Source organism: Mesorhizobium sp. BR1-1-4, assembly GCF_020165375.1.
In the GTDB taxonomy this organism is placed as follows: domain Bacteria; phylum Pseudomonadota; class Alphaproteobacteria; order Rhizobiales; family Rhizobiaceae; genus Mesorhizobium; species Mesorhizobium australicum.
Map to the genome: position 1 here is coordinate 42,973 of NZ_JAIUIB010000003.1, position 18,916 is coordinate 61,888.

Annotated in this window: 22 protein-coding genes; 11 read left to right on the forward strand and 11 right to left on the reverse strand. The window is 63.7% G+C overall.

Annotation, left to right across the window (positions count from 1 at the left end):
• Window positions 1–2 precede the first annotated feature (2 nt).
• Window positions 3–1,382, reverse strand: a complete 1,380-nt coding sequence (locus LB571_RS06530; protein ID WP_224593146.1) for an aspartate aminotransferase family protein — start codon at window positions 1,380–1,382, stop codon at window positions 3–5.
• A gap of 158 nt (window positions 1,383–1,540) precedes the next feature.
• Between LB571_RS06530 and LB571_RS06535 the strand changes: the two genes are divergently transcribed.
• Complete coding sequence (locus LB571_RS06535; protein WP_224593148.1) at window positions 1,541–1,993, forward strand: hypothetical protein; 453 nt, start codon at window positions 1,541–1,543, stop codon at window positions 1,991–1,993.
• A gap of 13 nt (window positions 1,994–2,006) precedes the next feature.
• Here LB571_RS06535 and LB571_RS06540 read toward each other — a convergent pair whose 3' ends face one another.
• From LB571_RS06540 to LB571_RS06555, 4 genes are all read right to left on the reverse strand, one after another.
• Window positions 2,007–2,981 carry a WD40 repeat domain-containing protein gene (locus LB571_RS06540; protein ID WP_015314302.1) on the reverse strand — a complete coding sequence of 325 codons (975 nt, stop codon included), beginning with the start codon at window positions 2,979–2,981 and terminating at the stop codon, window positions 2,007–2,009.
• 101 nt (window positions 2,982–3,082) lie between these two features.
• The gene (locus LB571_RS06545) at window positions 3,083–3,610 is read right to left on the reverse strand and encodes a hypothetical protein (RefSeq protein WP_015314301.1); all 528 of its coding nucleotides are present in this window, start codon (window positions 3,608–3,610) and stop codon (window positions 3,083–3,085) included.
• On the reverse strand, window positions 3,607–3,885 hold the full coding sequence (locus LB571_RS06550) for a DUF1778 domain-containing protein (RefSeq protein WP_015314300.1): 279 nt from the start codon (window positions 3,883–3,885) through the stop codon (window positions 3,607–3,609). Before LB571_RS06550 ends, LB571_RS06545 begins: the two co-directional genes overlap by 4 nt.
• A 78-nt stretch (window positions 3,886–3,963) precedes the next feature.
• Window positions 3,964–5,001, reverse strand: coding sequence for a CobW family GTP-binding protein (locus LB571_RS06555; protein WP_224524114.1), 1,038 nt, complete (start codon window positions 4,999–5,001; stop codon window positions 3,964–3,966).
• 135 nt (window positions 5,002–5,136) lie between these two features.
• On the opposite strand from LB571_RS06555, the gene LB571_RS06560 reads away from it, so the two are divergent.
• Complete coding sequence (locus tag LB571_RS06560) at window positions 5,137–5,421, forward strand: hypothetical protein (RefSeq protein ID WP_224524115.1); 285 nt, start codon at window positions 5,137–5,139, stop codon at window positions 5,419–5,421.
• Window positions 5,422–5,423: 2 nt separating this feature from the next.
• Complete coding sequence (locus LB571_RS06565; protein WP_015314298.1) at window positions 5,424–5,894, forward strand: MarR family winged helix-turn-helix transcriptional regulator; 471 nt, start codon at window positions 5,424–5,426, stop codon at window positions 5,892–5,894.
• A 12-nt stretch (window positions 5,895–5,906) separates the two neighbouring features.
• Here LB571_RS06565 and LB571_RS06570 read toward each other — a convergent pair whose 3' ends face one another.
• Window positions 5,907–6,776: an AraC family transcriptional regulator gene (locus tag LB571_RS06570; RefSeq protein WP_224524116.1), complete on the reverse strand. Its 870-nt coding sequence runs from the start codon at window positions 6,774–6,776 to the stop codon at window positions 5,907–5,909.
• Window positions 6,777–6,829: 53 nt separating this feature from the next.
• On the opposite strand from LB571_RS06570, the gene LB571_RS06575 reads away from it, so the two are divergent.
• The 5 genes from LB571_RS06575 (at window position 6,830) to LB571_RS06595 (ending at window position 10,867) form a co-directional block, all read left to right on the forward strand.
• The gene (locus LB571_RS06575) at window positions 6,830–7,237 is read left to right on the forward strand and encodes a DUF2000 family protein (protein WP_224524117.1); all 408 of its coding nucleotides are present in this window, start codon (window positions 6,830–6,832) and stop codon (window positions 7,235–7,237) included.
• 137 nt (window positions 7,238–7,374) lie between these two features.
• The gene (locus tag LB571_RS06580) at window positions 7,375–8,316 is read left to right on the forward strand and encodes a DMT family transporter (protein ID WP_015314295.1); all 942 of its coding nucleotides are present in this window, start codon (window positions 7,375–7,377) and stop codon (window positions 8,314–8,316) included.
• A 66-nt stretch (window positions 8,317–8,382) separates the two neighbouring features.
• Window positions 8,383–9,405 (forward strand): LacI family DNA-binding transcriptional regulator, encoded by a 1,023-nt coding sequence (locus LB571_RS06585; protein WP_023772401.1) that lies wholly within the window; start codon window positions 8,383–8,385, stop codon window positions 9,403–9,405.
• Window positions 9,402–10,385, forward strand: a complete 984-nt coding sequence (locus LB571_RS06590) for a 2-hydroxyacid dehydrogenase (RefSeq protein ID WP_140821654.1) — start codon at window positions 9,402–9,404, stop codon at window positions 10,383–10,385. The genes LB571_RS06585 and LB571_RS06590 overlap by 4 nt, the downstream gene beginning before the upstream one ends.
• A 77-nt stretch (window positions 10,386–10,462) precedes the next feature.
• Entirely contained in the window at window positions 10,463–10,867 is a 405-nt protein-coding gene (locus LB571_RS06595) for a hypothetical protein (RefSeq protein ID WP_224593152.1), read from the forward strand.
• On the opposite strand, the gene LB571_RS06600 is transcribed toward LB571_RS06595, so the two are convergent.
• Entirely contained in the window at window positions 10,868–11,659 is a 792-nt protein-coding gene (locus LB571_RS06600; RefSeq protein ID WP_224593154.1) for a gamma-glutamyl-gamma-aminobutyrate hydrolase family protein, read from the reverse strand.
• Window positions 11,660–11,903: 244 nt separating this feature from the next.
• On the opposite strand from LB571_RS06600, the gene LB571_RS06605 reads away from it, so the two are divergent.
• Window positions 11,904–13,013, forward strand: coding sequence for a TRAP transporter substrate-binding protein (locus LB571_RS06605; protein ID WP_027142806.1), 1,110 nt, complete (start codon window positions 11,904–11,906; stop codon window positions 13,011–13,013).
• A gap of 104 nt (window positions 13,014–13,117) precedes the next feature.
• On the opposite strand, the gene LB571_RS06610 is transcribed toward LB571_RS06605, so the two are convergent.
• The 4 genes from LB571_RS06610 to LB571_RS06625 form a co-directional block, all read right to left on the reverse strand.
• A complete protein-coding gene (locus LB571_RS06610) occupies window positions 13,118–14,146 on the reverse strand; it encodes a zinc-dependent alcohol dehydrogenase family protein (protein WP_140723388.1) in 1,029 nt (342 codons plus the stop codon).
• A gap of 13 nt (window positions 14,147–14,159) precedes the next feature.
• Window positions 14,160–15,947 carry a TRAP transporter large permease subunit gene (locus tag LB571_RS06615; protein ID WP_224593834.1) on the reverse strand — a complete coding sequence of 596 codons (1,788 nt, stop codon included), beginning with the start codon at window positions 15,945–15,947 and terminating at the stop codon, window positions 14,160–14,162.
• Complete coding sequence (locus tag LB571_RS06620) at window positions 15,947–16,531, reverse strand: TRAP transporter small permease subunit (RefSeq protein WP_224593156.1); 585 nt, start codon at window positions 16,529–16,531, stop codon at window positions 15,947–15,949. Before LB571_RS06620 ends, LB571_RS06615 begins: the two co-directional genes overlap by 1 nt.
• Window positions 16,532–16,711: 180 nt before the next feature.
• Window positions 16,712–17,617 carry a branched-chain amino acid ABC transporter permease gene (locus tag LB571_RS06625; RefSeq protein ID WP_224593158.1) on the reverse strand — a complete coding sequence of 302 codons (906 nt, stop codon included), beginning with the start codon at window positions 17,615–17,617 and terminating at the stop codon, window positions 16,712–16,714.
• A gap of 142 nt (window positions 17,618–17,759) precedes the next feature.
• On the opposite strand from LB571_RS06625, the gene LB571_RS06630 reads away from it, so the two are divergent.
• Window positions 17,760–18,368 (forward strand): CGNR zinc finger domain-containing protein, encoded by a 609-nt coding sequence (locus LB571_RS06630; RefSeq protein WP_140723386.1) that lies wholly within the window; start codon window positions 17,760–17,762, stop codon window positions 18,366–18,368.
• Window positions 18,361–18,894, forward strand: a complete 534-nt coding sequence (locus tag LB571_RS06635; protein ID WP_224593160.1) for a hypothetical protein — start codon at window positions 18,361–18,363, stop codon at window positions 18,892–18,894. The genes LB571_RS06630 and LB571_RS06635 overlap by 8 nt, the downstream gene beginning before the upstream one ends.
• Window positions 18,895–18,916: the final 22 nt, after the last annotated feature.

An 18,916-nucleotide genomic window follows, 5' to 3' on the forward strand; every position in this document is an offset into this window, starting at 1 on the left:
TCTCACGCCGCAAGCTTTGCCGCAACCGCGCCGAACGCGGCGATCAGCCGGTTGACCTGGGTGCCTGACGTTGCCGGCGAGATCAGCATCATGTTGTGGAACGGTGCGATCAGCACGCCGCGATTGACCAACGCGACATGGATGGCAGCCTCCAGTTCCGGCGCATGCGCAACTTCCGCCTCGGCACCATTGCGCAGCGGGCCGGGCGCGCAGATGAACTCGACGCGTGCCCCGACGCGGGAGACATGCCAGGGCAGATTGTAACGATCGATCACGCCGGTCAGCCCGGCATCGAGCCTCCGCGCCAGATGATCCATGCGGTCATAATTCTCCTGCGTCATCACCTCCTCGAGCGTGGCGCGCATGGCGGCGAACTGCAGCGGGTTGGCCGACAGCGTCGTGCCCATGCCGGAATATCCCGGCTCTTTCGTTCTGTTATAGTCGGCATAGCGCGAGGCGACCTCCTCGCTCATGCCCCAGACACTTGCCGGCACGCCGCCGGCAATCGGCTTGCCCAGCACGAACAAGTCGGGCTCCAGCCCATATTTACTGGTGTAACCACCGGGACCGGTCGAGATCGTATGCGTCTCGTCGATCAAGAGCAGGGTGCCGGCTTCACGCGTCAATTTTCGCAGCGCATCATGGTAGCCAGAGTCGGCAAGTACCATGCAGGAATTGGTCAGCACCGGCTCGGCGATGACGCAGGCGACGTCCCTGTCCTTCAATGCGGCCTCGAGAGCGGCGACATCGTTGAATTCGATGACCTTGGCCGTGCGGGTCAGGTCGCGGAATTCGCCCGCCAGTCCCGGCCGGTTGACGGGCTTGCCGTCGATCAGCCGCACCATCGTCTCGTCCACCGAGCCGTGATAGCAGCCGTTGAAGACCAGGATCTTCTCCCTGGAGGTGACGGCGCGGGCGACGCGCAGCGCAAAGCGATTGGCGTCGGTCGCCGTGGTCGCGATCTGCCAGAACGGCAGGCCGAAGCGCTGCTGCAGCAGCGGCCCGATGGCCAGCGCATCCTCGGAAGGCAGCATATAGGTCAGGCCGCGCCCGGCCTGGCGGCGAATGGCGCGCGCCACCGGTGGAGGCGAGTGGCCAAACATCGAACCGGTGTCGCCGAGGCAGAAATCGTCGAGCTTGTTGCCGTCCATGTCGGTGATCGTGGCGCCTCGGGCGCTGTCGACCAGGATCGGAAACGGTGTCGGCCAATCGTTCATCCAGTGCATCGGCACGCCGCCGAAGAAGCCGGGCAGGCCGTTGCCGACCTTGGTTTGTGATCTCGGCCGCGCCTCGCGAAAGGCTGCCCCTTCCGTCTCGCGCAATTGCGCGATGCGGTCGCGGCTGATCCCGCCGATGGTCTTTGAACTATCGCTGCCGTGCATGAAAATCCCTCTGGCTCATTCCTACTTACCCAATCCACCTCCGCAACGGCAATTGGCCGTGCGTCCGTTCTGCATTGGCTCAGTCGCCTGCGGCGGGCGCTTGACCCCGCTTGCGAAGTCGGCGCCAATGCTGTCGGCAACGACAAGCGGGGGAAAGAATGCGGACGATCATCTGCGTGACCATGCTCTTCCTGTCGGCCGGTACGGCGTTCGCGACCGGCGGTATCTGGTGCACCGTCGATGATCCACAGGTCAAATTCCAGGTTGATGCCGGCGTCACCACGGGCATGGGCGGCCCGACTTTCAATTTCCGCGGCGACCTCGAAATCAAGGCAAGGCCTACGGGTGATCCATTGCGCAAGACGGTGTTCGAGGATGCGAACCTCACCCAGTATTGGCTCGACGACAAGGAACTGCGGCTGAACATCTACCACGAGCAGCAGGTCGCCAAGATCTACAGTTCGGTCGAATTGACGATCCTGACCAGGGCCAGCGACGAGGGCGTCTATGACGGGCATTACAAGCTCGCTGTCTATGACAGCACCGCCGACAAGGAAAGCGACGGCAAGCCCGTCGATCTGACCGGCAAGGTCTCCTGCGGGGCCGAGTGATCGGCCATCCCGGCTAGGCCGTGATGTCGATGACGCCACAGTCGCCGGCGGCGCTGCCGAAGGCGACGCGGCGTTCTTCCCTGTCCCACATCATCGTGGTGATGGCGCCCTTGCCCGGTCGCCGCAAAAGCACTTCCTTGGCGTCGGAAAAGCGCACGGCCATCACCATGCCGTCGTCGTAACCGACTGCGACGACGTCCTGGCTCGGATGGCAGGCGACCGCCGTCACCATGGCATTGCCGCGCGTGCCGAGTTCCAGCGGCGCCTTGCCCATCGGGCCGTCCTTGCCCGAAAACGGCCAGACGATCGCCGCCGGCGCGCCGGAACTGGCCAGCCACTTGCCTTTCACGCTCCATGACAGGCTTTTGACCTTGCCGGGATAGCCGCTCATGCGCATGTGCTTGCCGTCGGCCAGCTTCCAGCCATGCAGGGCGTTTTCCTGCATGGTGGTGACCAGAAAGGCGCCGTCCGGCGAGAAGGTGATGCCGGTGTGCGCGCCCGCCCATTCCAGTTCCACCGGCTTGCCCTCGGCGGCGGGGAAATGCAGCGTCGCGCCATTGTAGCGGGCGACGCCGAAGCGCATGCCCTTGGGCGAGAAGGCCAGCCCCTCGACCGAGCGCGGATGGGCAAATTCCCGGGTCTTGCCATCGGCGAAGCGCACGAAGGCGGTCTTGCCCGTGGCATACGCGATGGCGCCTTGCGGCCCGGCGGCAACGCTGGTGATCCATTTTTTTCCCGCGTTCGCCACCTCCTGGGTCTCGCCGCCGGCTTTCACGGCAAAAACCTTGCCGTCCTCGCCGCCGGTGATCAGCCGGTCGTTGGCCGCGTCATGGAAGGCGGCAAGCAGCCCGTCATTGGCCTGCACCGTCTTGTGGCCATTGTCGAGCCGATGGACAGCACCATCGGCCAGCGCGAAATGCGGCACGTCGCCGAGGAAGACGGCGGCGACGCAATGGCCTTCGAGATCAAGCGGGGCAACTGTGGGCATGGGTTATCTTTGTTCGACTGGATTAGAATTGTAGAGGCGGCTTACTCGACGTTTGCGGTTCCGACAACCATCGGGATTGGCAAGTGATGAAGGGGCAGGCGTCAAAGCAGCCCCTTGGCTCGTAGATCCGCAGCGAATGCTGCCAACGGCATCACCAGAGTCAAATCCGATCCTGTGAGACGCTCGGCGCCGTAGCTTGCATACCACTTTGCCGCCCGCTCGCTCTTGGCGTCGATGATGAGCAGAATGCCGCCCCCTTCTCCCGCAAGCCGCAGGCAGCGCAATGCCGCTGCGGCAAGCAACTGACCTCCGAGGCCTTGCCCGGCGACGGTGCGATCGGTGGCAAGACGGCCAAGCTTGAAGCCGGAAACTTCGTGTCGTGCCAAGCCTCTCGTCAGGGCTGCGGGAACGGCTTCATGAGCGACGGCGGACGGCGCGATCGTATAAAAACCGAGTACACGTTCCGAAGCTGTATCGCCGATCGCGCAGAAGGTCTTGGCCGCATTCTGATCATGACTCTGTCGCGCGAACCGCTGCAGAAATTCGTTCATCTGCAGGTCGCCACAATCGAAGGACGCTCGATCGTGGCGTTTTGCTATTGGCTCCTCGTGCCAGGACGGAAGAGTCACAAAGTGTCCGGCAAGGCCGCAATCGCCGCCTTGAGCCTGGCGTTGGGTTTTGGCGGGTGTTCCAGCAGGTCCAGGATGCGCTTAAAGTCGCGGTCGGACACCTTCGTCACTTCAGCCGCATCAATCACCGCCTGCGCCGCAGGCACGATCTTATCGAGGATGAAGTCTGCCATGTCTTTGTGCGAGAGCGCAGCGGCGCGCGCGATCATCGCCTTCTCCGAAGGGGGAATGCGGATTTGGTAGCGCTCGGTCTTGTTGTCCGCAGGTCTAGGCATGGTCATTCCTCATCGCGATACGTACACATGATATGTGTACGTATCGCACAATTCAAGCTTTGAATCGTGTGGCTGAACCTAGGCCCGGCAGGCGTCAAAGCTCTTCTTCAGCCGTTCAGCGTCGAGTTCGCGTCCGATGAACACCAGCCGGCTTTCGTGCTTTTCGCCGTCCTTCCAGGCGCGCTGGTGGTCGCCCTCGATGATCATGTGCACGCCTTGGATGACATAGCGCTCGTCATCGCCCTTGAGCGCGATGATGCCTTTCAGCCGCAGGATGTTGGGGCCTTCCATCTGGGTGACCTTCTCGATCCACGGGAAGAATTTCTTCGGGTCCATCTCGCCGCCGCGCAGCGACACCGACTGCACCGTCACGTCATGGATGTCGGACGGATGAGCGTGATGGTGGTGGTCGTGCCCATCGTGGTCGTGGTGATCATGATCGTGGTGATCGTGTTCATCATGCGCTTCGAGGAAATGCGGATCGTTCTCCAGCGCCCTGGACAGGTCGAAGGCGCCACGGTCGAGCACTTCCGACAGGGCGACGCCGGCGCGCGTCGTGCGGTGAATTTTGGCGGCCGGGTTGATCGCGCGGATCGTCGCCTCGACCTTGGCGAGTTCTTCCGGGGTGACGAGGTCGGTCTTGTTGAGCACGACGACGTCGGCGAAGGCGATCTGGTCCTCGGCTTCCTTGGAATCCTTGAGCCTGAGCGGCAGGTGCTTGGCGTCGACCAGGGCCACCACGGCATCGAGCTTGGTCTTGGAGCGCACGTCGTCGTCCATGAAGAAGGTCTGCGCCACCGGCACAGGATCGGCGAGACCCGTGGTCTCGACGACGATGGCGTCGAAGCGGCCGGGCCGCCGCATCAGGCCCTCGACGACACGGATCAGGTCGCCGCGCACCGTGCAGCAGACGCAGCCATTGTTCATCTCGTAGATCTCCTCGTCTGATTCCACGATCAGGTCGTTGTCGATGCCGATCTCGCCGAATTCGTTGACGATGACGGCGTAGCGCCTGCCGTGGTTTTCCGACAGGATGCGGTTGAGCAGCGTCGTCTTGCCGGCGCCGAGATAGCCGGTGAGGACGGTTACGGGGATCTGTGTCTGCGCTTCGCTCATGGCTTGCCTCGAAATGACTAGGCCCTGAAATTCAGGCCGCGAAAAGGGATTGTCGGTTCCATATAGGATGTGCGCCGGGCTTTTGCACGGGGCAAACCATGGGCCAAAGCTGCCGACCGGGATTGTCCCGGCATCATGGCCGCGGAAGCGGCCGCCGTCCCCGGCGGCGGAATGATCAACGGGCCTCTTGCCAGGGCTGTCCGGTCGTCGGATGGCATTCACGCAGCGGTCGCTCCGAATTCCCTTCACCCGAAACTCGTTTGTCATCTAACTGAAATAAACATCTGGCATCACCACGGCGGACACCGCAAATGCTTGCCGGCAAAGCTGTTTCGGATGCCGGAATCTTTTTCGATCGTCGATTGCCAACCGGCCGGCTGCGTCTATGCTGTGCGCACCGGTACGGCCGAAGAGGGATGACCATGGCCAAGGCGGACAAGACTGCAACGATGAGCCGGCTGCATTCAGCGGCAAGGCTGGCAAGGACCGCGCTGGCGGCACGGCTCCTGGCGCATGGCTTTTACGCCGGCCAGGACCAGATCATGCTGGCGCTGGACCGTGAGGACGGCCAGACGCCGGGCAATCTCGCCGGTCGCCTCGGCGTGCGTCCGCCGACCATCACCAAGACCATCAACCGGCTGCAGGCACAGGGTTTTCTGGAGAAACGCGCGTCCGACTCCGATGCCCGCCAGGCCCATATCTTCCTCACCGATACCGGCCGTGAAACCATCCGCGCCATTGAGAAGTCGGTGAAGAAGACCGAAAAGCAGGCGCTTAAGGGCCTCGACAAGAAGGACCAGAAGGCGCTGTTCAAGCTGCTCGCCCGCATCGAGGCCAACCTCTCCAACGAGGAACTGGTGCTGATCGATGACGACGCCGAGTCGGATGACTGATCTCTCCGGCCGTCAGGCTGCCGCGGTATTTCCGTGGATCAAGGACGACCAACGGCCCGGCGTCATGCCGAACGCTTTCTTGAATTGCCTGTTGAAGTGGCTCTGGTCGCTGAAGCCGGCCTCGATCGCGATCTGTGCCAAGGGCACGCCGGCGGCGATCATCCTGCGCGCGCGCTGAAGCCGGCGCATTACCAGGAAACGATGCGGGCTGGTCGAGAAGGCCGCGCGGAAATGTCTCGACAGGGCATAGCGGTCGAGACCCGTGACGGCTTCCAACTCACCCGAACGCACGGGCCGGTCGAGGTTTTCCGTGAGATACTCACCCGCCAGTGTCGCCGCCCGCCACGCCGCCCCGGCTATTGGCTTTGCCGGCTTGCCGGCATGCCGGTTCAGACTTTGCATCAGTCGCGCCAGGAAGTCGTCGACGAACAGCTCGTCGAGTTCCTGCTCCAACGGCCCGAGCGCCGACAGCAGGGTCGCGCAGAAGGCCTCGTCCGTCACCACGCCGTCCCTGACGAAGGGCAGCGCCGTGCCGCCGAGACAGTCGAGCATCAGTGACGGCTCAAGATAGAGCATCCTGTAGCGCAGGCCTTCTTCCGTGCCGGCGCCGCCATCGTGCAACTCGTCCGGATGCAGCACGATGACCTGGCCGGGCAGGCTCAGCCGTGCCGCGCCGCGATAGCGGAAGGTCTGCACGCCGCGCAGCGTCACCCCGATCGCGTAGGTGTCGTGGCGATGCGGATCGAAGGCGCTGCCGTGAAACCGCGCCTCGATGCGCTCCATCCCCACGGGGTCGCGAGCGGAGATGATGCAGTTTTCAGCGGCATCGGCGCACAAACGTCCAAGACCCTCGAAGGCCTGGCGGTCTAGATCGAACGACATCGTCTCCTTCAGCCTCGTTACACGGGGCCTAACTTTGAATGGCTTGTTTTCTCATGTTCGATACGAAATTTGCAATCGTACTGCGGCAAGACCTGGCCGTCTGGCAGAAACTCAACGTCACCGCCTTCCTGACCAGCGGCATTGTCGCGCAATTCCCCGACATCATCGGCGAGCCCTATCGCGACCGCACCGGCAATCTCTACAATCCCCTGTCGATCCAGCCGGTCATCGTGCTCTCGGCCGACCAGGCAACGATGAGTGCGATCCATCGGCGTGCGCTGGAACGCGGCGTCACCACCTCGCTCTATGTCGAGGAGATGTTCTCGACCGGCTTCGATGCCGCCAACCGCGCCGTCTTTGCCGAGTTCGCGCCCGAAGATGCCAAGGTGGTCGGCATAGCGCTGCGCGCCGAGAAGAAGGTGGTCGACAAGATAACCAAGGACGCCCGCATGCACGCGTAGCGCCCGAAGGCTAAGCCTGACGCCGACTGTTGTTGTACCAGCGAGCTTAGGCGCGGCTGCGGGCGACAATTGGCTTGCCGGCAAGCCGCAATTCCCGCAAAGGTGGGGTTCCAGCCCAGCTTTTCCCCGGCCTGCACGTGAATCCTTCCCAAAGACATGTCGAAAGCGCGACGCCGCCGGTGGCGATCCTGTGCATGCTGACCACCTATGTCTTCTTCACCTTCCTCGACACCAGCAGCAAATATCTCGTCCTGGCCGGCGTCTCCGTCCTGATCGTCGCCTGGGTGCGCTTTGCCGTGCATGTCGTGCTGGTTGGAGCGCTGCTGCGTGGCTGGCGCGAACCGAGGCGATTTCGGCCGGTCAACCTGCCGGCGCATGTGATGCGCGGCGCGTTCCTGTTCGGCTCGACCATGTTCAATGTCCTGGCGCTGCGCTCCCTGCAACTGGCCGAGACGACGTCGATCTATTTCTTCGGGCCGATGGTGATCACCGCCCTTGCCGGGCCGCTGCTCGGCGAATGGGCCGGATGGCGGCGCTGGCTGGCTATCCTGGCCGCTTTCGCCGGGGTCCTGATCATCACGCGGCCCGGTGTCGGCGTTTTCGGCATCGGACATCTCTTCGCGCTCGGCTCGATGCTGTCGAACTGCTTCTATGTCATCATGACGCGCCGCATGTCGGCGACCGAGACTCCGGAGAGCCTGATCTTGTTCTCGGCGTTGGCGCCGACGGTCCTGCTGCTGCCCTTGCTGCCGTTTTCATTTTCCCTGCCGCATGATGGCTGGCACTGGTCCGTGCTGCTCATGCTTGGCGTGTTCGGCGGTGTCGGCCACTGGTTGCTGGTCCAAGCCTATCGGCTGGCGACGACCACAGCGCTCGCGCCATATCCCTATTCGCAAATGGTGTGGATGATCATTTCGGGCTGGCTTGTCTTCAAGCAGTTCCCCGACCGCTGGACGCTGGTCGGCGCCGCCATCATCGTCGCCAGCGGCCTCTACATCGTCCATCGCGAACATCGGCTCAGGCTGCGCAGCCGTGCGGCCTCGGATGTCGAGGCCGAGGCGCTGGCAAAAAAACTTTGATTTGGCCCGGATCGATGGCATAAGGCCGCCCTTAAACAGTTTAAAAAAACGACGGGGAGCGAAAGGCTGGCACAGAAGATCAAGCTGTCGACGATCGCGGATGCGCTCGGCGTGTCCACGGCCACCGTATCCTTGGCACTGCGCGACAGCCCGCTGGTTGCCGGCTCGACGCGCGACCGCATTAAGGAACATGCGCGCGCCATCGGCTATATCTACAACCGCCGCGCCGCCAGCCTGCGCACCTCGCGCTCGGGCATTGTCGGTGTCGTCGTCCACGACATCATGAACCCGTTCTTCGCCGAGATTCTGCGCTCGATCGAGAGTGAGCTCGACCGCAGCCGACAGACCTTCATCCTGTCCAATCACTACGATCAGCTCGAAAAACAGCGCACCTTCATCGATACATTGCTGCAGCTCGGCGCCGATGGCGTCATCATGTCGCCGGCTATCGGCACGCCGGCGTCCGATATCGTCATGGCCGAGGAGAATGGGCTGCCGGCGGTGCTGATCGCACGCACCGTCGAGGGCGCCGACGTGCCGGTGTTTCGCGGCGACGATGCCTATGGCACGGGCCTCGCCACCAACCATCTGATCTCGCTTGGCCACAAGCGCATCGCCATGATCGGCGGCACCGACCAGACCTCGACCGGCCGCGATCGCTATCAGGGCTATGTGAACGCCATGGAGGCAGCCGGGCTTGAAGTCAGGCCATCCTGGCGCATATCAGGCCCGCGCACCAAGCAGGCCGGTTTCGAGGCCGCCGGGCAGTTTCTGGCGCTGAAGGACAGGCCTACCGCGGCCTGCTGCTGGAACGACCTCGTCGCCATCGGCCTGATGAACGGCATTGCGCGTGCCGGCCTTGTGCCGGGCGTCGACATCTCCGTCACCGGCTATGATGACCTCGAAGAGGCGGCGATAGCCACGCCGGCGCTGACCACCGTCTGGAACGGCCAGCGCGAGGTCGGCCGCCGCGCCGCCAGTGCGCTGCTCGACAAGCTCAACGGGCAGACGGTGCGGCCCTCGCAGGAATTGATCAAGCCGGAACTGCATGTGCGCCAGTCGACCGGCAAGCCGGTGGAGCGTGCATGACCAAGGCCGAACAATTGGGAGCCGTTGCCATTCTGGTGCCGGCCGATTTCAGCGACCACGCCGTCGCGCGTATCGACCGGACGTTCAATCGCATCGGCATCGAGCGCGCCGATCCCGCGCTGGTCACCGACGAGATGCGCCGCGCGGTGCGTGGCATCGCATCCTTTGCCGGCATCAGTGCGGCGATGATCGATGCGTTGCCGAAGCTCGAACTCATAGCCTCGTTCGGCGTCGGCTACGATTCGGTCGATGTCGGCCATGCGGCGGCGAAGAACATCATGGTCACCAACACGCCCGACGTGCTGACCGAAGAGGTCGCCGACACCGCGATCGGGCTGCTGATCAACACGGTGCGCGATCTGCCGCGTGCCGAAACCTGGCTGCGTGACGGCAGCTGGGCGAAGAAGGGCAACTATCCGCTGAGCCGGCTGACCTTGCGCGCGCGCCGCGTCGGTATTTTCGGCATGGGCCGCATCGGACAGGCCATTGCACGGCGGCTGGAGGCCTTCGGCCTGCCGATCGCCTATCACAACCGGCGCCGGGTCGAAGGCCTGTCCTACCAATACCATGACACGCTGAAGGGCTTGGCCGAGGAAGTCGACACGCTGATTTCGGTGGCGCCCGGCGGTGCTTCGACACAGAAAGCGGTCAATGCCGCGATCCTGTCGGCGCTCGGCGCGAACGGCGTCTTCGTCAACATCGGCCGCGGCAGTACCGTCGACGAGGCGGCCCTTGCGGCCGCTCTCGCCGACGGCACCATCGCCGCGGCCGGGCTCGATGTCTTCGCCGACGAGCCGAATGTCCCCAAAGCGTTGCTCGACTTACCAAACGCCTCTCTGTTGCCGCATGTCGGCTCGGCCTCGGAGCATACACGCCGCGCCATGGCCGATCTGTGCGTCGACAATCTGGTGTCGTGGTTCAGCGACCGCAGGCCGCTGACACCAGTGCCCGAGACGGCGCATGTGAAGGCTCGCCCTTGAGCGGTGGCACTGCCACACTTATTAACGTCCGCTTAACCCTTTGAAATCATTCTTTCCTGTGTGCTGGATGAGGAATGATGAAAACGCTTTTCGCATTGATCGGTGCCGCCGCGCTGTTTGGCGGCGTTCAGCTGTTTCATGACGGCAGCGGGGAAAGCATTGCCAATGAGGCCACGCCTTCCAATGCCTACAGACTGATTGCCAATGGCGACGAAGGCGCATGCGCGGTCACGCGCGGCGCCTCGGTCTCGGATGGCCTGTCGCTGCTGACGGTGGCGCCGAATTGCCGACGGCTCCTGCCGGGCCTCGAGCGGGCTAAATTCTGGCGCGAGCAAAACGACGGAACCGTTGCCTTCAGCGCCAACGGCATCGATCCGATCGTCACCTTTGCCGTGGCTGATGGCGATGGCTACGAATCCTACGCGCCGGCCCAGCCGTTGCTGTCGCTGGCATCAGACGGTGGCCTGAAACCTGGAAACTGACTACTCCGCCGCCGCCCGCGCGCCGGCTTTCGCGGCGGCATGCAGGCGCACCGCATCGCCGAAAGCGCGAAAAATCTTGGCGGAATTACTGTCCGACTTGACCCAGTATTCGGGATGCCACTGGACGCCGACGGCGAAGGCGCGGGCGCCCTTGACCGAAACCGCTTCGACCGTGCCGTCGGTGGCGACAGCCTCGATCTCGAGCTTCGATCCCAGCCGGTCAATCGCCTGGCGATGCAAGGAATTGACCTTGATGTCGCCGGCGCCGAACACGCCGGCCAGGCAACTGCCTGCCTTGATCGAAATGGTCTGGTGAATGGCGAAGCGCTCATCCTGTTTGTCGCTCACCGCCGCACGGTGGTCCAGCGACCCCTCGCGTTCCTGGATCTCGGTGCCCAGTGTGCCGCCGAGCGCCACGTTCAATTCCTGGATGCCGCGGCAGATGGCAAGCAGCGGCACGCCACGCTCGATAGCCTTGCGGATCAGCGGCAGCGTCGTGGAGTCGCGCGCGGTGTCATAGGGGCCGTTCGCTTCGCTGGCATCGCCGCCATAGAGCGAGGGGTCGACGTTGGATTTCGAGCCCGTCAACATGACGCCGTCGACCGACGACAGAAGTTCGTCGAAGTCCAGCCGGTCGCCGAACGATGGCACGAGCAGTGGGAAAACGCCGGCACCTACGATTGCTGCTTCCAGATATTGTTGGGGGGCGGCATGCCAGGTGTAGTTGTCGAACTGACGGACGTCGGTCGATATGGCGACGAGCGGCTGCTGCATTTTGGGTCTGTCTTCCATCTGGCAAGGGATGTCCTGCCTCTAAATAAGCGATCCCCGGGCATTTTTCCAGCCAAGTCTCAGCGTGTCGCATGGGCCACGAAACCGCCTGTTAGACTATAGTTGCAGGGTCGCATGGCTTCGCCATCAAATCCGGCCGCCGTGCTGGACTCGACTCCTTGCCCGTGTATTGTTTCGAGCGAACCGATGCGGGAGCCGAGGATTTCCCGAACGTCGGTTTGTTGGTCCAAAAGGGAGGAACTGCATGGATCGTCGTTCATTTATCCGCAAGGCCGGCGTCACCGGCGTCGGCGCAGCCGCGGCGGCGGCCACGCTCGCCGCACCGGCAATCGCCCAGTCCAACCCCAAGGTGACATGGCGATTGGCGTCGTCCTTCCCGAAGTCGCTCGACACCATCTATGGCGGGGCCGAAGTGTTCTCCAAGATGCTGTCGGAAGCCACCGACGGCAATTTCCAGATCCAGGTCTTTGCCGCGGGCGAGCTTGTTCCCGGCCTGCAGGCCGCCGATGCCACCACGGCCGGCACGGTCGAGGCCTGCCACACGGTGGCATATTATTACTGGGGCAAGGACCCGACATGGGCGCTGGGTGCGGCGGTGCCCTTTTCGCTCAACGCGCGCGGCATGAATGCATGGCACTACCATGGCGGCGGCATCGATCTGTTCAATGAGTTTCTCGCCACGCAAGGTCTGTTCGGCCTGCCGGGCGGCAACACCGGCGTGCAGATGGGCGGCTGGTTCCGCAAGGAGATCAACACCGTCGCCGACCTCTCCGGCCTCAAGATGCGCATTGGCGGCTTTGCCGGCAAAGTGGTGCAGAAGCTCGGCGTGGTGCCGCAGCAGATCGCCGGCGGCGACATCTACCCGGCGCTGGAAAAAGGCACCATCGACGCCGCCGAATGGGTCGGCCCCTATGACGACGAGAAGCTCGGCTTCTACAAGGTCGCGCCCTATTATTACTATCCCGGCTGGTGGGAAGGCGGCCCGACCGTCCACCTGATGTTCAACAAGGCGAAATACGACGAGCTTTCGCCGACCTACAAGTCGCTGCTGCGGACGTGCGCCCAGGCCGCGGACGCCAACATGCTGCAGAAATACGACTATGTGAACCCTCCGGCGGTGAAGCGGCTGGTGGCCGGCGGCGCCAAACTGCGCCCATTCAGCCAGGAGATCATGGCCGCCTGCTTCGAGAAGGCCAACGAGGTCTACGCCGAAATGGAAGCCTCGAACGCGCCGTTCAAGAAGATCTGGGAATCGATCAAGGGCTTCCGCAAGGAGCACTATCTCTGGGCGCAGGTGGCCGAATACAATTACGACACCTTCATGATGGTCCAGCAGCGCAACGGCAAGCTGTAGGCGATCGTACTTTGCTTTTCGAAAGCCTCGGGGCATTTTTGTTCCCCGGGGCTTTTCTTTGCTCGACGGCGACGGCAATCGCCAAATGCCGCGAAGCCTGAACCTCAGCCCATAGCTGGTACCACCAGCACCTTCACTTCACCCGGAGCCGGCGGATTGGCGATTACCCCTGGCGCCTCTTCGAGCGTGACTTGCCTGGAGATCAACTGATCGATCTCGATCACACCCGACGCGATAAGCTCGGCGGCGCGGCGATGCGTGTAGGGATTGAGGAATGAGCCCACTACCTTGAGTTCGCGGAACAACAGGTCGAAAGGCTCGAATTCCACCTTCATGCCTTGCGGCGTCACGCCGACGATGACGACGGTGCCGCCCGCCCTTGCCAGCCGCATCGACTGCTCGACGGTCTCGCGCACACCGGCGCATTCGAACACCACGTCGGCGCCACCGGGCATCAGTCCGGCCGGACCGGCGATGGCCTCGATCACATCGGTGGCGGCGGGATCGACCGTCGCCGTCGCACCGAGTTCGCTGGCAAGCGCGCGCCGCGAGGCTTGCCGTGTCGACAGGATAATGGTGGTGGCCCCGGCCAGCCGCGCCAGTTGCACGGTGAGCAGGCCGATGACGCCGCCGCCGAGCACGACCACCGAGCTGCCTGGCTTGATCTCGGCAAGGTCGACGCCGTGCAGGCAGCAGCCGAGCGGCTCGCAGAAAGCACCATGAGTTGGCTTCAGATCGGCGGGAAGGACAAAGGCCTGTTTCTGCGGAATCACCACATAGTCGGCAAAGCCGCCGTCGCGGTGGATGCCGATGGCGGTGAGATTGCCGCACAAATTGACGCGGCCGGCATGGCAATGGCCGCAGCGCCCGCAGGCGATGTTGGGGTCGCCGGTGACGCGGTCGCCGACGGCAAAGCCGGAGACGGCGGTGCCGATTGCCTCGACGATGCCGGAGAATTCGTGCCCGGGTGTCACTGGCGGCCTGCAGGGGAACTCGCCGTGGAAAAGATGCCGGTCGGTGCCGCAGACACCGCAGGCTTCGATCCGCACCAGGAGGTCGTCCGGGCCCGGGACCGGTTTGGCGATCTCGCGCAACGAGATGCTGCCCACTGCCTCCAACCGCACGGCTTTCATGGCATCGTTTCCATCAATTGAAGCTCGGAGGTTGCGACAGGTCCGGCGCGGGTGCAGCCGGCTTGGCCGGCGGCGCATCGCCGAAATTCGGGGGCTGCGACAGATCGGGCGTGCCGGGCGCCGTCGGTGCGGCGCCGCCATTGGCAGGCGCGCCGCCACCGTCCGGCGCGCCGAGCGGCGACAGGCTGGGCACCCCGGGCACCGTGTAGTCGATCGTGCCGGAATCGACGGCCGTGCCCTTGTAGCGCATCACCATTTGTGGGAAGGCGATGGTCAGGCCGATCATGATCACCTGGATGCAGACGAATGGCACCGCGCCCCAATAGATCTGGCCCGTTGTCACCGGCGCGATCTGCTTGCCGGTCAGGCGATCGAGATAGGGCACGCGGGCAGCGACCGAGCGCAGGTAGAACAGCGCGAAGCCGAATGGTGGATGCATGAAGCTGGTCTGCATATTGACGCCCAGGAGCACGCCGAACCAGATCAGGTCGATGCCGAGCTTGTCGGCCGCCGGCGCCAGCAGCGGCACGATGATGAAGGCCAGTTCGAAGAAATCGAGGAAGAAGGCGAGGAAGAAGACGAGCATGTTGACGCCGATCAGGAAACCGACTTCGCCGCCCGGCAGCGAGGTCAAGAGATGCTCGACCCAGATCTGGCCGTTGACGCCGTAGAAGGTCAGCGAGAACACCCGCGCGCCTATCAGGATGAACAGCACGAAGGACGACAGCCGCGTCGTCGAGGCCAGCGCCTGCTTGATCACGTCCATCGACAGCCGGCCCTTCGTTGCCGCCATTGCCAGCGCACCGACCGCGCCCATCGCGCCGCCCTCGGTTGGGGTGGCGATGCCGAGGAAGATGGTGCCGAGCACCAGGAAGATCAGCGCCAGCGGCGGGATCAGCACGATCACGACCTGCTGCGCCAGCCGCGACATCATGTTGATGTTCAGGCTGCGGTCGAGGATCGCGACGATGTAGATGAAGACGACGCCGACCGTCGCGCCGAGAATATCGGCATTGTCGCCATGAGCGGGCACCAGGTAACGGTAGGCGGCATAGGCGACCGCAATGGCCGCTATCAACGCGATCAGCAACGACACCACGCCATGGCCGAGCGTCCGCGCCTCGAGCGGCAGGGCAGGCATCGACTTTGGCCGGACGATCGACATGATCACGATGTAGAGCGTGTATAGGCCGGTCAGCACCAGGCCGGGGATCAGGGCGCCGGCATACATGTCGCCGACAGAGCGGCCGAGCTGGTCGGCGAGAACGATCAGCACCAGCGATGGCGGAATGATCTGGGCGAGGGTGCCCGAGGCAGCGATGACACCGGATGCCACCCGGCGGTCATAACCATAGCGCAGCATGATCGGCAGCGAGATCAGTCCCATGGCGATGACGGACGCCGCCACCACGCCTGTGGTCGCGGCCAACAGTGCGCCGACGAAGATCACCGCGTAGGCGAGGCCTCCGCGGACGGGCCCGAACAACTGGCCGATCGTGTCGAGCAGGTCTTCCGCCATGCCCGATCGTTCGAGCACGATGCCCATGAAGGTGAAGAACGGGATTGCCAGCAGCGTGTCGTTCGACATCACCCGGCTGCCGTAGAAATTGTCCGGCAGCGCATAGAGCAGTGGCCATGCGAGATTGATCGCGCCGCCCGAATAGGGTGTCAGAAGCACGCCGATGAAGAAGAACATCAAGCCGTTGGCGGCGAGCGAAAAGGCGACGGGATAGCCGATCAGCATGAACAGGATCAGCGAGGCGAACATGATCGGCGCCATGTTCTGGGCGATGAACTCCATCACGAACGCACCTCTTCGGCGAGCGCCTTGGCTTCGAGTTCAGCCTGTTCGTGCACGGAAATGAATGGGTTGGGATCCTCAATGAGGCCGCGCATGATGGCGATCTTCTTGATGATCTCGGAAATGCCCTGCAGCGCGAGCAGGAAAAAGCCGACCAGCAGGATCGCCTTGGCCGGCCACACGATCAGGCCGCCGGCGTTGGTCGACATCTCGCCGCTGTGAAACGACAGCGACACGTAGGGCACGAAATAGAACACCATCAGCGTCACGAACGGCATCAGAAAAAACACATGGCCGAAGAGGTCGATCCAGTGCTGCACGCGGCGTGAAAACAGGCCGTAGACGATGTCGATGCGGATATGCTCGTTCTGTTTCAGCGTGTAGGCGGCGGCCAGCATGAAGGCGGCGCCGAACAGGTACCATTGCAGCTCCAGCCAGGCGTTGGACGAGGTGTCGAACACCTTGCGGATGACCGCGTTGGCCGCACTCACCAGGATCGCCAGCAGGATCAGCCAGGATACCGATTTGCCGATGAACTCGTTCATACGATCGATCGTTCTGGATAGAGCGAGAAGCCCTGCCATGCATTCCTCCCTGATGCGGTGACGCGCGATCGCCCTTTTCGTCGCGCCGCCTGGCCCAACCGTATGCAGTGCGTGGTCCGGTTGGTCAACAAGGGGAGGACGGATGCAGGCCATCGGCGCTCCCGGCACGGTGGAAAACCGCGCCCTGACGAAACGTCATGCAACCAAAGTCTGGCGGGATCAGACGACCTTGCCGGTGTCGCGACCGGCGCCGATCAGGATCAGCATGGCAACCAGGAACAGATACATCCAGGCGTCGCGCCATTCGACCGGGAAATAGCCGGCCCACAGTGATTCGGCCATGCCGAAAGCGGCCGCGCCCAGCGCCGCCTTTGGCGGCGAGAGATAACCGCCGACCGCCGTCACGAACAGGATCTTCAGGCCGTAGACAAGGCCGGAACCGAAGCTGACATTGCCATAGTAGAGGCTGGCCATGATCCCGGCCAGCGCGGCGCAGAAGCCGCCGAACAGCACGGCACGCCGGAACACGCCGCGCACGTCGACGCCGCACAGCGCGGCGGCCCTGGGGTCGTCGGAGACGGCGCGCCAGCACCGGCCGAAGCTTGAGCGGGCAAATACCCAGGTGGCGAGGGCGACCGCCGCCACGACCACGGCGCAGTCGAGCACCTGGATCAGCGTCAGCGTCGCCTTGAATCCTGAGCGTTCGGCGAAAACGATGGGCTCGGCCAGCATCGGCGGCAGCCACAGATCATGCGTGTCGGCGGCGATGCGGCTTGCTTCCGACAGGACGAGCAGGATGCCGAGCGTCGTCACCACGATGGCGTTGGGCGAGCGGTCAGCCAACGGCTCGAAGACGCTGCGCGACAGGACATGGCTGATGAGCGCCGCATAGAGGAACGCCGCGAGGACGCCGAACAGCACCGAAGCAAGCAGCGTCAGCCACAGCACCTGGTAGCCGAAGGCGACGCTCAGGATCATTGCCTGGCCGCAAAAGGCAAACAGCGCCCCATAGGCGAGGTTGGTGCGGTGCAGAATGCCGTTGGTCAGCACATAGCCGAAGGCGAGCAACGCATAGAGCGCACCCGAATGCAGCCCGTTCAGCACCTGCTGGAAGAAGTAAAGCATGCTCGACAACACCAGAAGCATCCCGCCCAAGAGGGAATAGGACAAGCGCGGAGCGGACAAAGGCGACGATACCCTGCGCATCCGAGGTTTGCATCGTCGAATCTAACTTGTCAAACGCGATTTATCGGTTAGATGTTCGGGAATGACAGTTGCCTGGACTTCTCACCGCTTCACCGGCGGCCTGCTCGCGCTCGACACGGCGAACACCGTCGTGCTGCGCGGCGATCCGGAGCGCACGTTCGACCGCTTCGACGATCCGGCCGAAATCGCCCGCTTCGCCGACGCGGCCAGCGGCTTTCGCGCCGCCGAGCTTGGCGACAGGCGGCTGGCGGTGTCCTCGCCGGCGGCAATCGCGCCCGTCGTGCTGTCGATCCGCGAGACGACCGATAGGCTGTTTCGAGGCGCTGTGTTGAAAGGCGCGGTGGCCACCGCCGATCTGCCCGAATTCCTGCGGTCCTGCGCCGACGGCCTGGCCGCCGGCGGGACCGAGATCGGGGCGCAGGGACGGCCGTTCGGCGATCCGGCGACGCCGATCGCCTTCGAGGCGGCACTGGCGGTTTCGGCGCTTTCCCTGCTGCGTGACGACACCGTCGCGAGGCTCAGGATCTGTCCCAATTGCACCTGGCTGTTCGTCGACAGAAGCCGCAATTCCAGCCGCCTTTGGTGCGACATGGCGGTGTGCGGCAACAGGCAGAAGGCAAGCCGTCACTATCGCCGCCGCATGGCGGCCAATGAGGTCAGGAATGCCTAGAATTCTTTCCCGCTCGACGGTTGCTGGCGCGGCGCTGATCGCGGCGATGACGCTTGGCGCTTGCCGGGATACCGGCGGTGAAGGCAAGCTGTTTGAAGTTTCCGGCAAGATATTCGTCTTCAACTACCGCCTCGCCAGGGCGACCTATGTCGTGACGCTGAGACCCTTGCGGCCGATGGGCGAGGGTCAGGTGGCGGTTGCCAGTTTCCAGAACCCCGCCGGTGGCGATCCCTTCGTGGTCGAGCAGAAGATCTGGCCGAAGCTCGACAAGGTGAGCCTGGAAAGCCCGGCGCTGACCTGCGTCGTCAGGAACAAGCCCTATGCCATCGCCATCAGCATCAAGGGCGCCGATGGCGCGGTCCTGCAGGAGATCGACACCACGCTGATGTCGACGGAAGACCAGTCCATCCTGCCCGATCGGCCGCTGGTCATCGACCAACTCTACACGGCCAACCCCGACCTCGCCGGCCATCCCGACGGCAAGCTGCCGGGCGAGCCGAAGCCGGACTGCTCGAAAGCCGGCTGACACCTTCCGACGGCATCGATTT

What these genes read in the sequence shown, in the direction of transcription:
- LB571_RS06540 (WP_015314302.1), bottom strand. Translation starts at nt 2,981, where the DNA reads ATGCCCACAGTTGCCCCGCTTGATCTCGAAGGCCATTGCGTCGCCGCC.
- LB571_RS06590 (WP_140821654.1), top strand. Translation starts at nt 9,402, where the DNA reads ATGACCAAGGCCGAACAATTGGGAGCCGTTGCCATTCTGGTGCCGGCC.
- LB571_RS06560 (WP_224524115.1), top strand. Translation starts at nt 5,137, where the DNA reads ATGGCCGCGGAAGCGGCCGCCGTCCCCGGCGGCGGAATGATCAACGGG.
- LB571_RS06575 (WP_224524117.1), top strand. Translation starts at nt 6,830, where the DNA reads ATGTTCGATACGAAATTTGCAATCGTACTGCGGCAAGACCTGGCCGTC.
- LB571_RS06615 (WP_224593834.1), bottom strand. Translation starts at nt 15,947, where the DNA reads ATGGAGTTCATCGCCCAGAACATGGCGCCGATCATGTTCGCCTCGCTG.
- LB571_RS06610 (WP_140723388.1), bottom strand. Translation starts at nt 14,146, where the DNA reads ATGAAAGCCGTGCGGTTGGAGGCAGTGGGCAGCATCTCGTTGCGCGAG.
- LB571_RS06635 (WP_224593160.1), top strand. Translation starts at nt 18,361, where the DNA reads ATGCCTAGAATTCTTTCCCGCTCGACGGTTGCTGGCGCGGCGCTGATC.
- LB571_RS06550 (WP_015314300.1), bottom strand. Translation starts at nt 3,885, where the DNA reads ATGCCTAGACCTGCGGACAACAAGACCGAGCGCTACCAAATCCGCATT.
- LB571_RS06570 (WP_224524116.1), bottom strand. Translation starts at nt 6,776, where the DNA reads ATGTCGTTCGATCTAGACCGCCAGGCCTTCGAGGGTCTTGGACGTTTG.
- LB571_RS06625 (WP_224593158.1), bottom strand. Translation starts at nt 17,617, where the DNA reads ATGCTTTACTTCTTCCAGCAGGTGCTGAACGGGCTGCATTCGGGTGCG.
- LB571_RS06605 (WP_027142806.1), top strand. Translation starts at nt 11,904, where the DNA reads ATGGATCGTCGTTCATTTATCCGCAAGGCCGGCGTCACCGGCGTCGGC.
- LB571_RS06565 (WP_015314298.1), top strand. Translation starts at nt 5,424, where the DNA reads ATGGCCAAGGCGGACAAGACTGCAACGATGAGCCGGCTGCATTCAGCG.
- LB571_RS06535 (WP_224593148.1), top strand. Translation starts at nt 1,541, where the DNA reads ATGCGGACGATCATCTGCGTGACCATGCTCTTCCTGTCGGCCGGTACG.
- LB571_RS06555 (WP_224524114.1), bottom strand. Translation starts at nt 5,001, where the DNA reads ATGAGCGAAGCGCAGACACAGATCCCCGTAACCGTCCTCACCGGCTAT.
- LB571_RS06595 (WP_224593152.1), top strand. Translation starts at nt 10,463, where the DNA reads ATGAAAACGCTTTTCGCATTGATCGGTGCCGCCGCGCTGTTTGGCGGC.
- LB571_RS06620 (WP_224593156.1), bottom strand. Translation starts at nt 16,531, where the DNA reads ATGGCAGGGCTTCTCGCTCTATCCAGAACGATCGATCGTATGAACGAG.
- LB571_RS06530 (WP_224593146.1), bottom strand. Translation starts at nt 1,382, where the DNA reads ATGCACGGCAGCGATAGTTCAAAGACCATCGGCGGGATCAGCCGCGAC.
- LB571_RS06600 (WP_224593154.1), bottom strand. Translation starts at nt 11,659, where the DNA reads ATGGAAGACAGACCCAAAATGCAGCAGCCGCTCGTCGCCATATCGACC.
- LB571_RS06630 (WP_140723386.1), top strand. Translation starts at nt 17,760, where the DNA reads ATGACAGTTGCCTGGACTTCTCACCGCTTCACCGGCGGCCTGCTCGCG.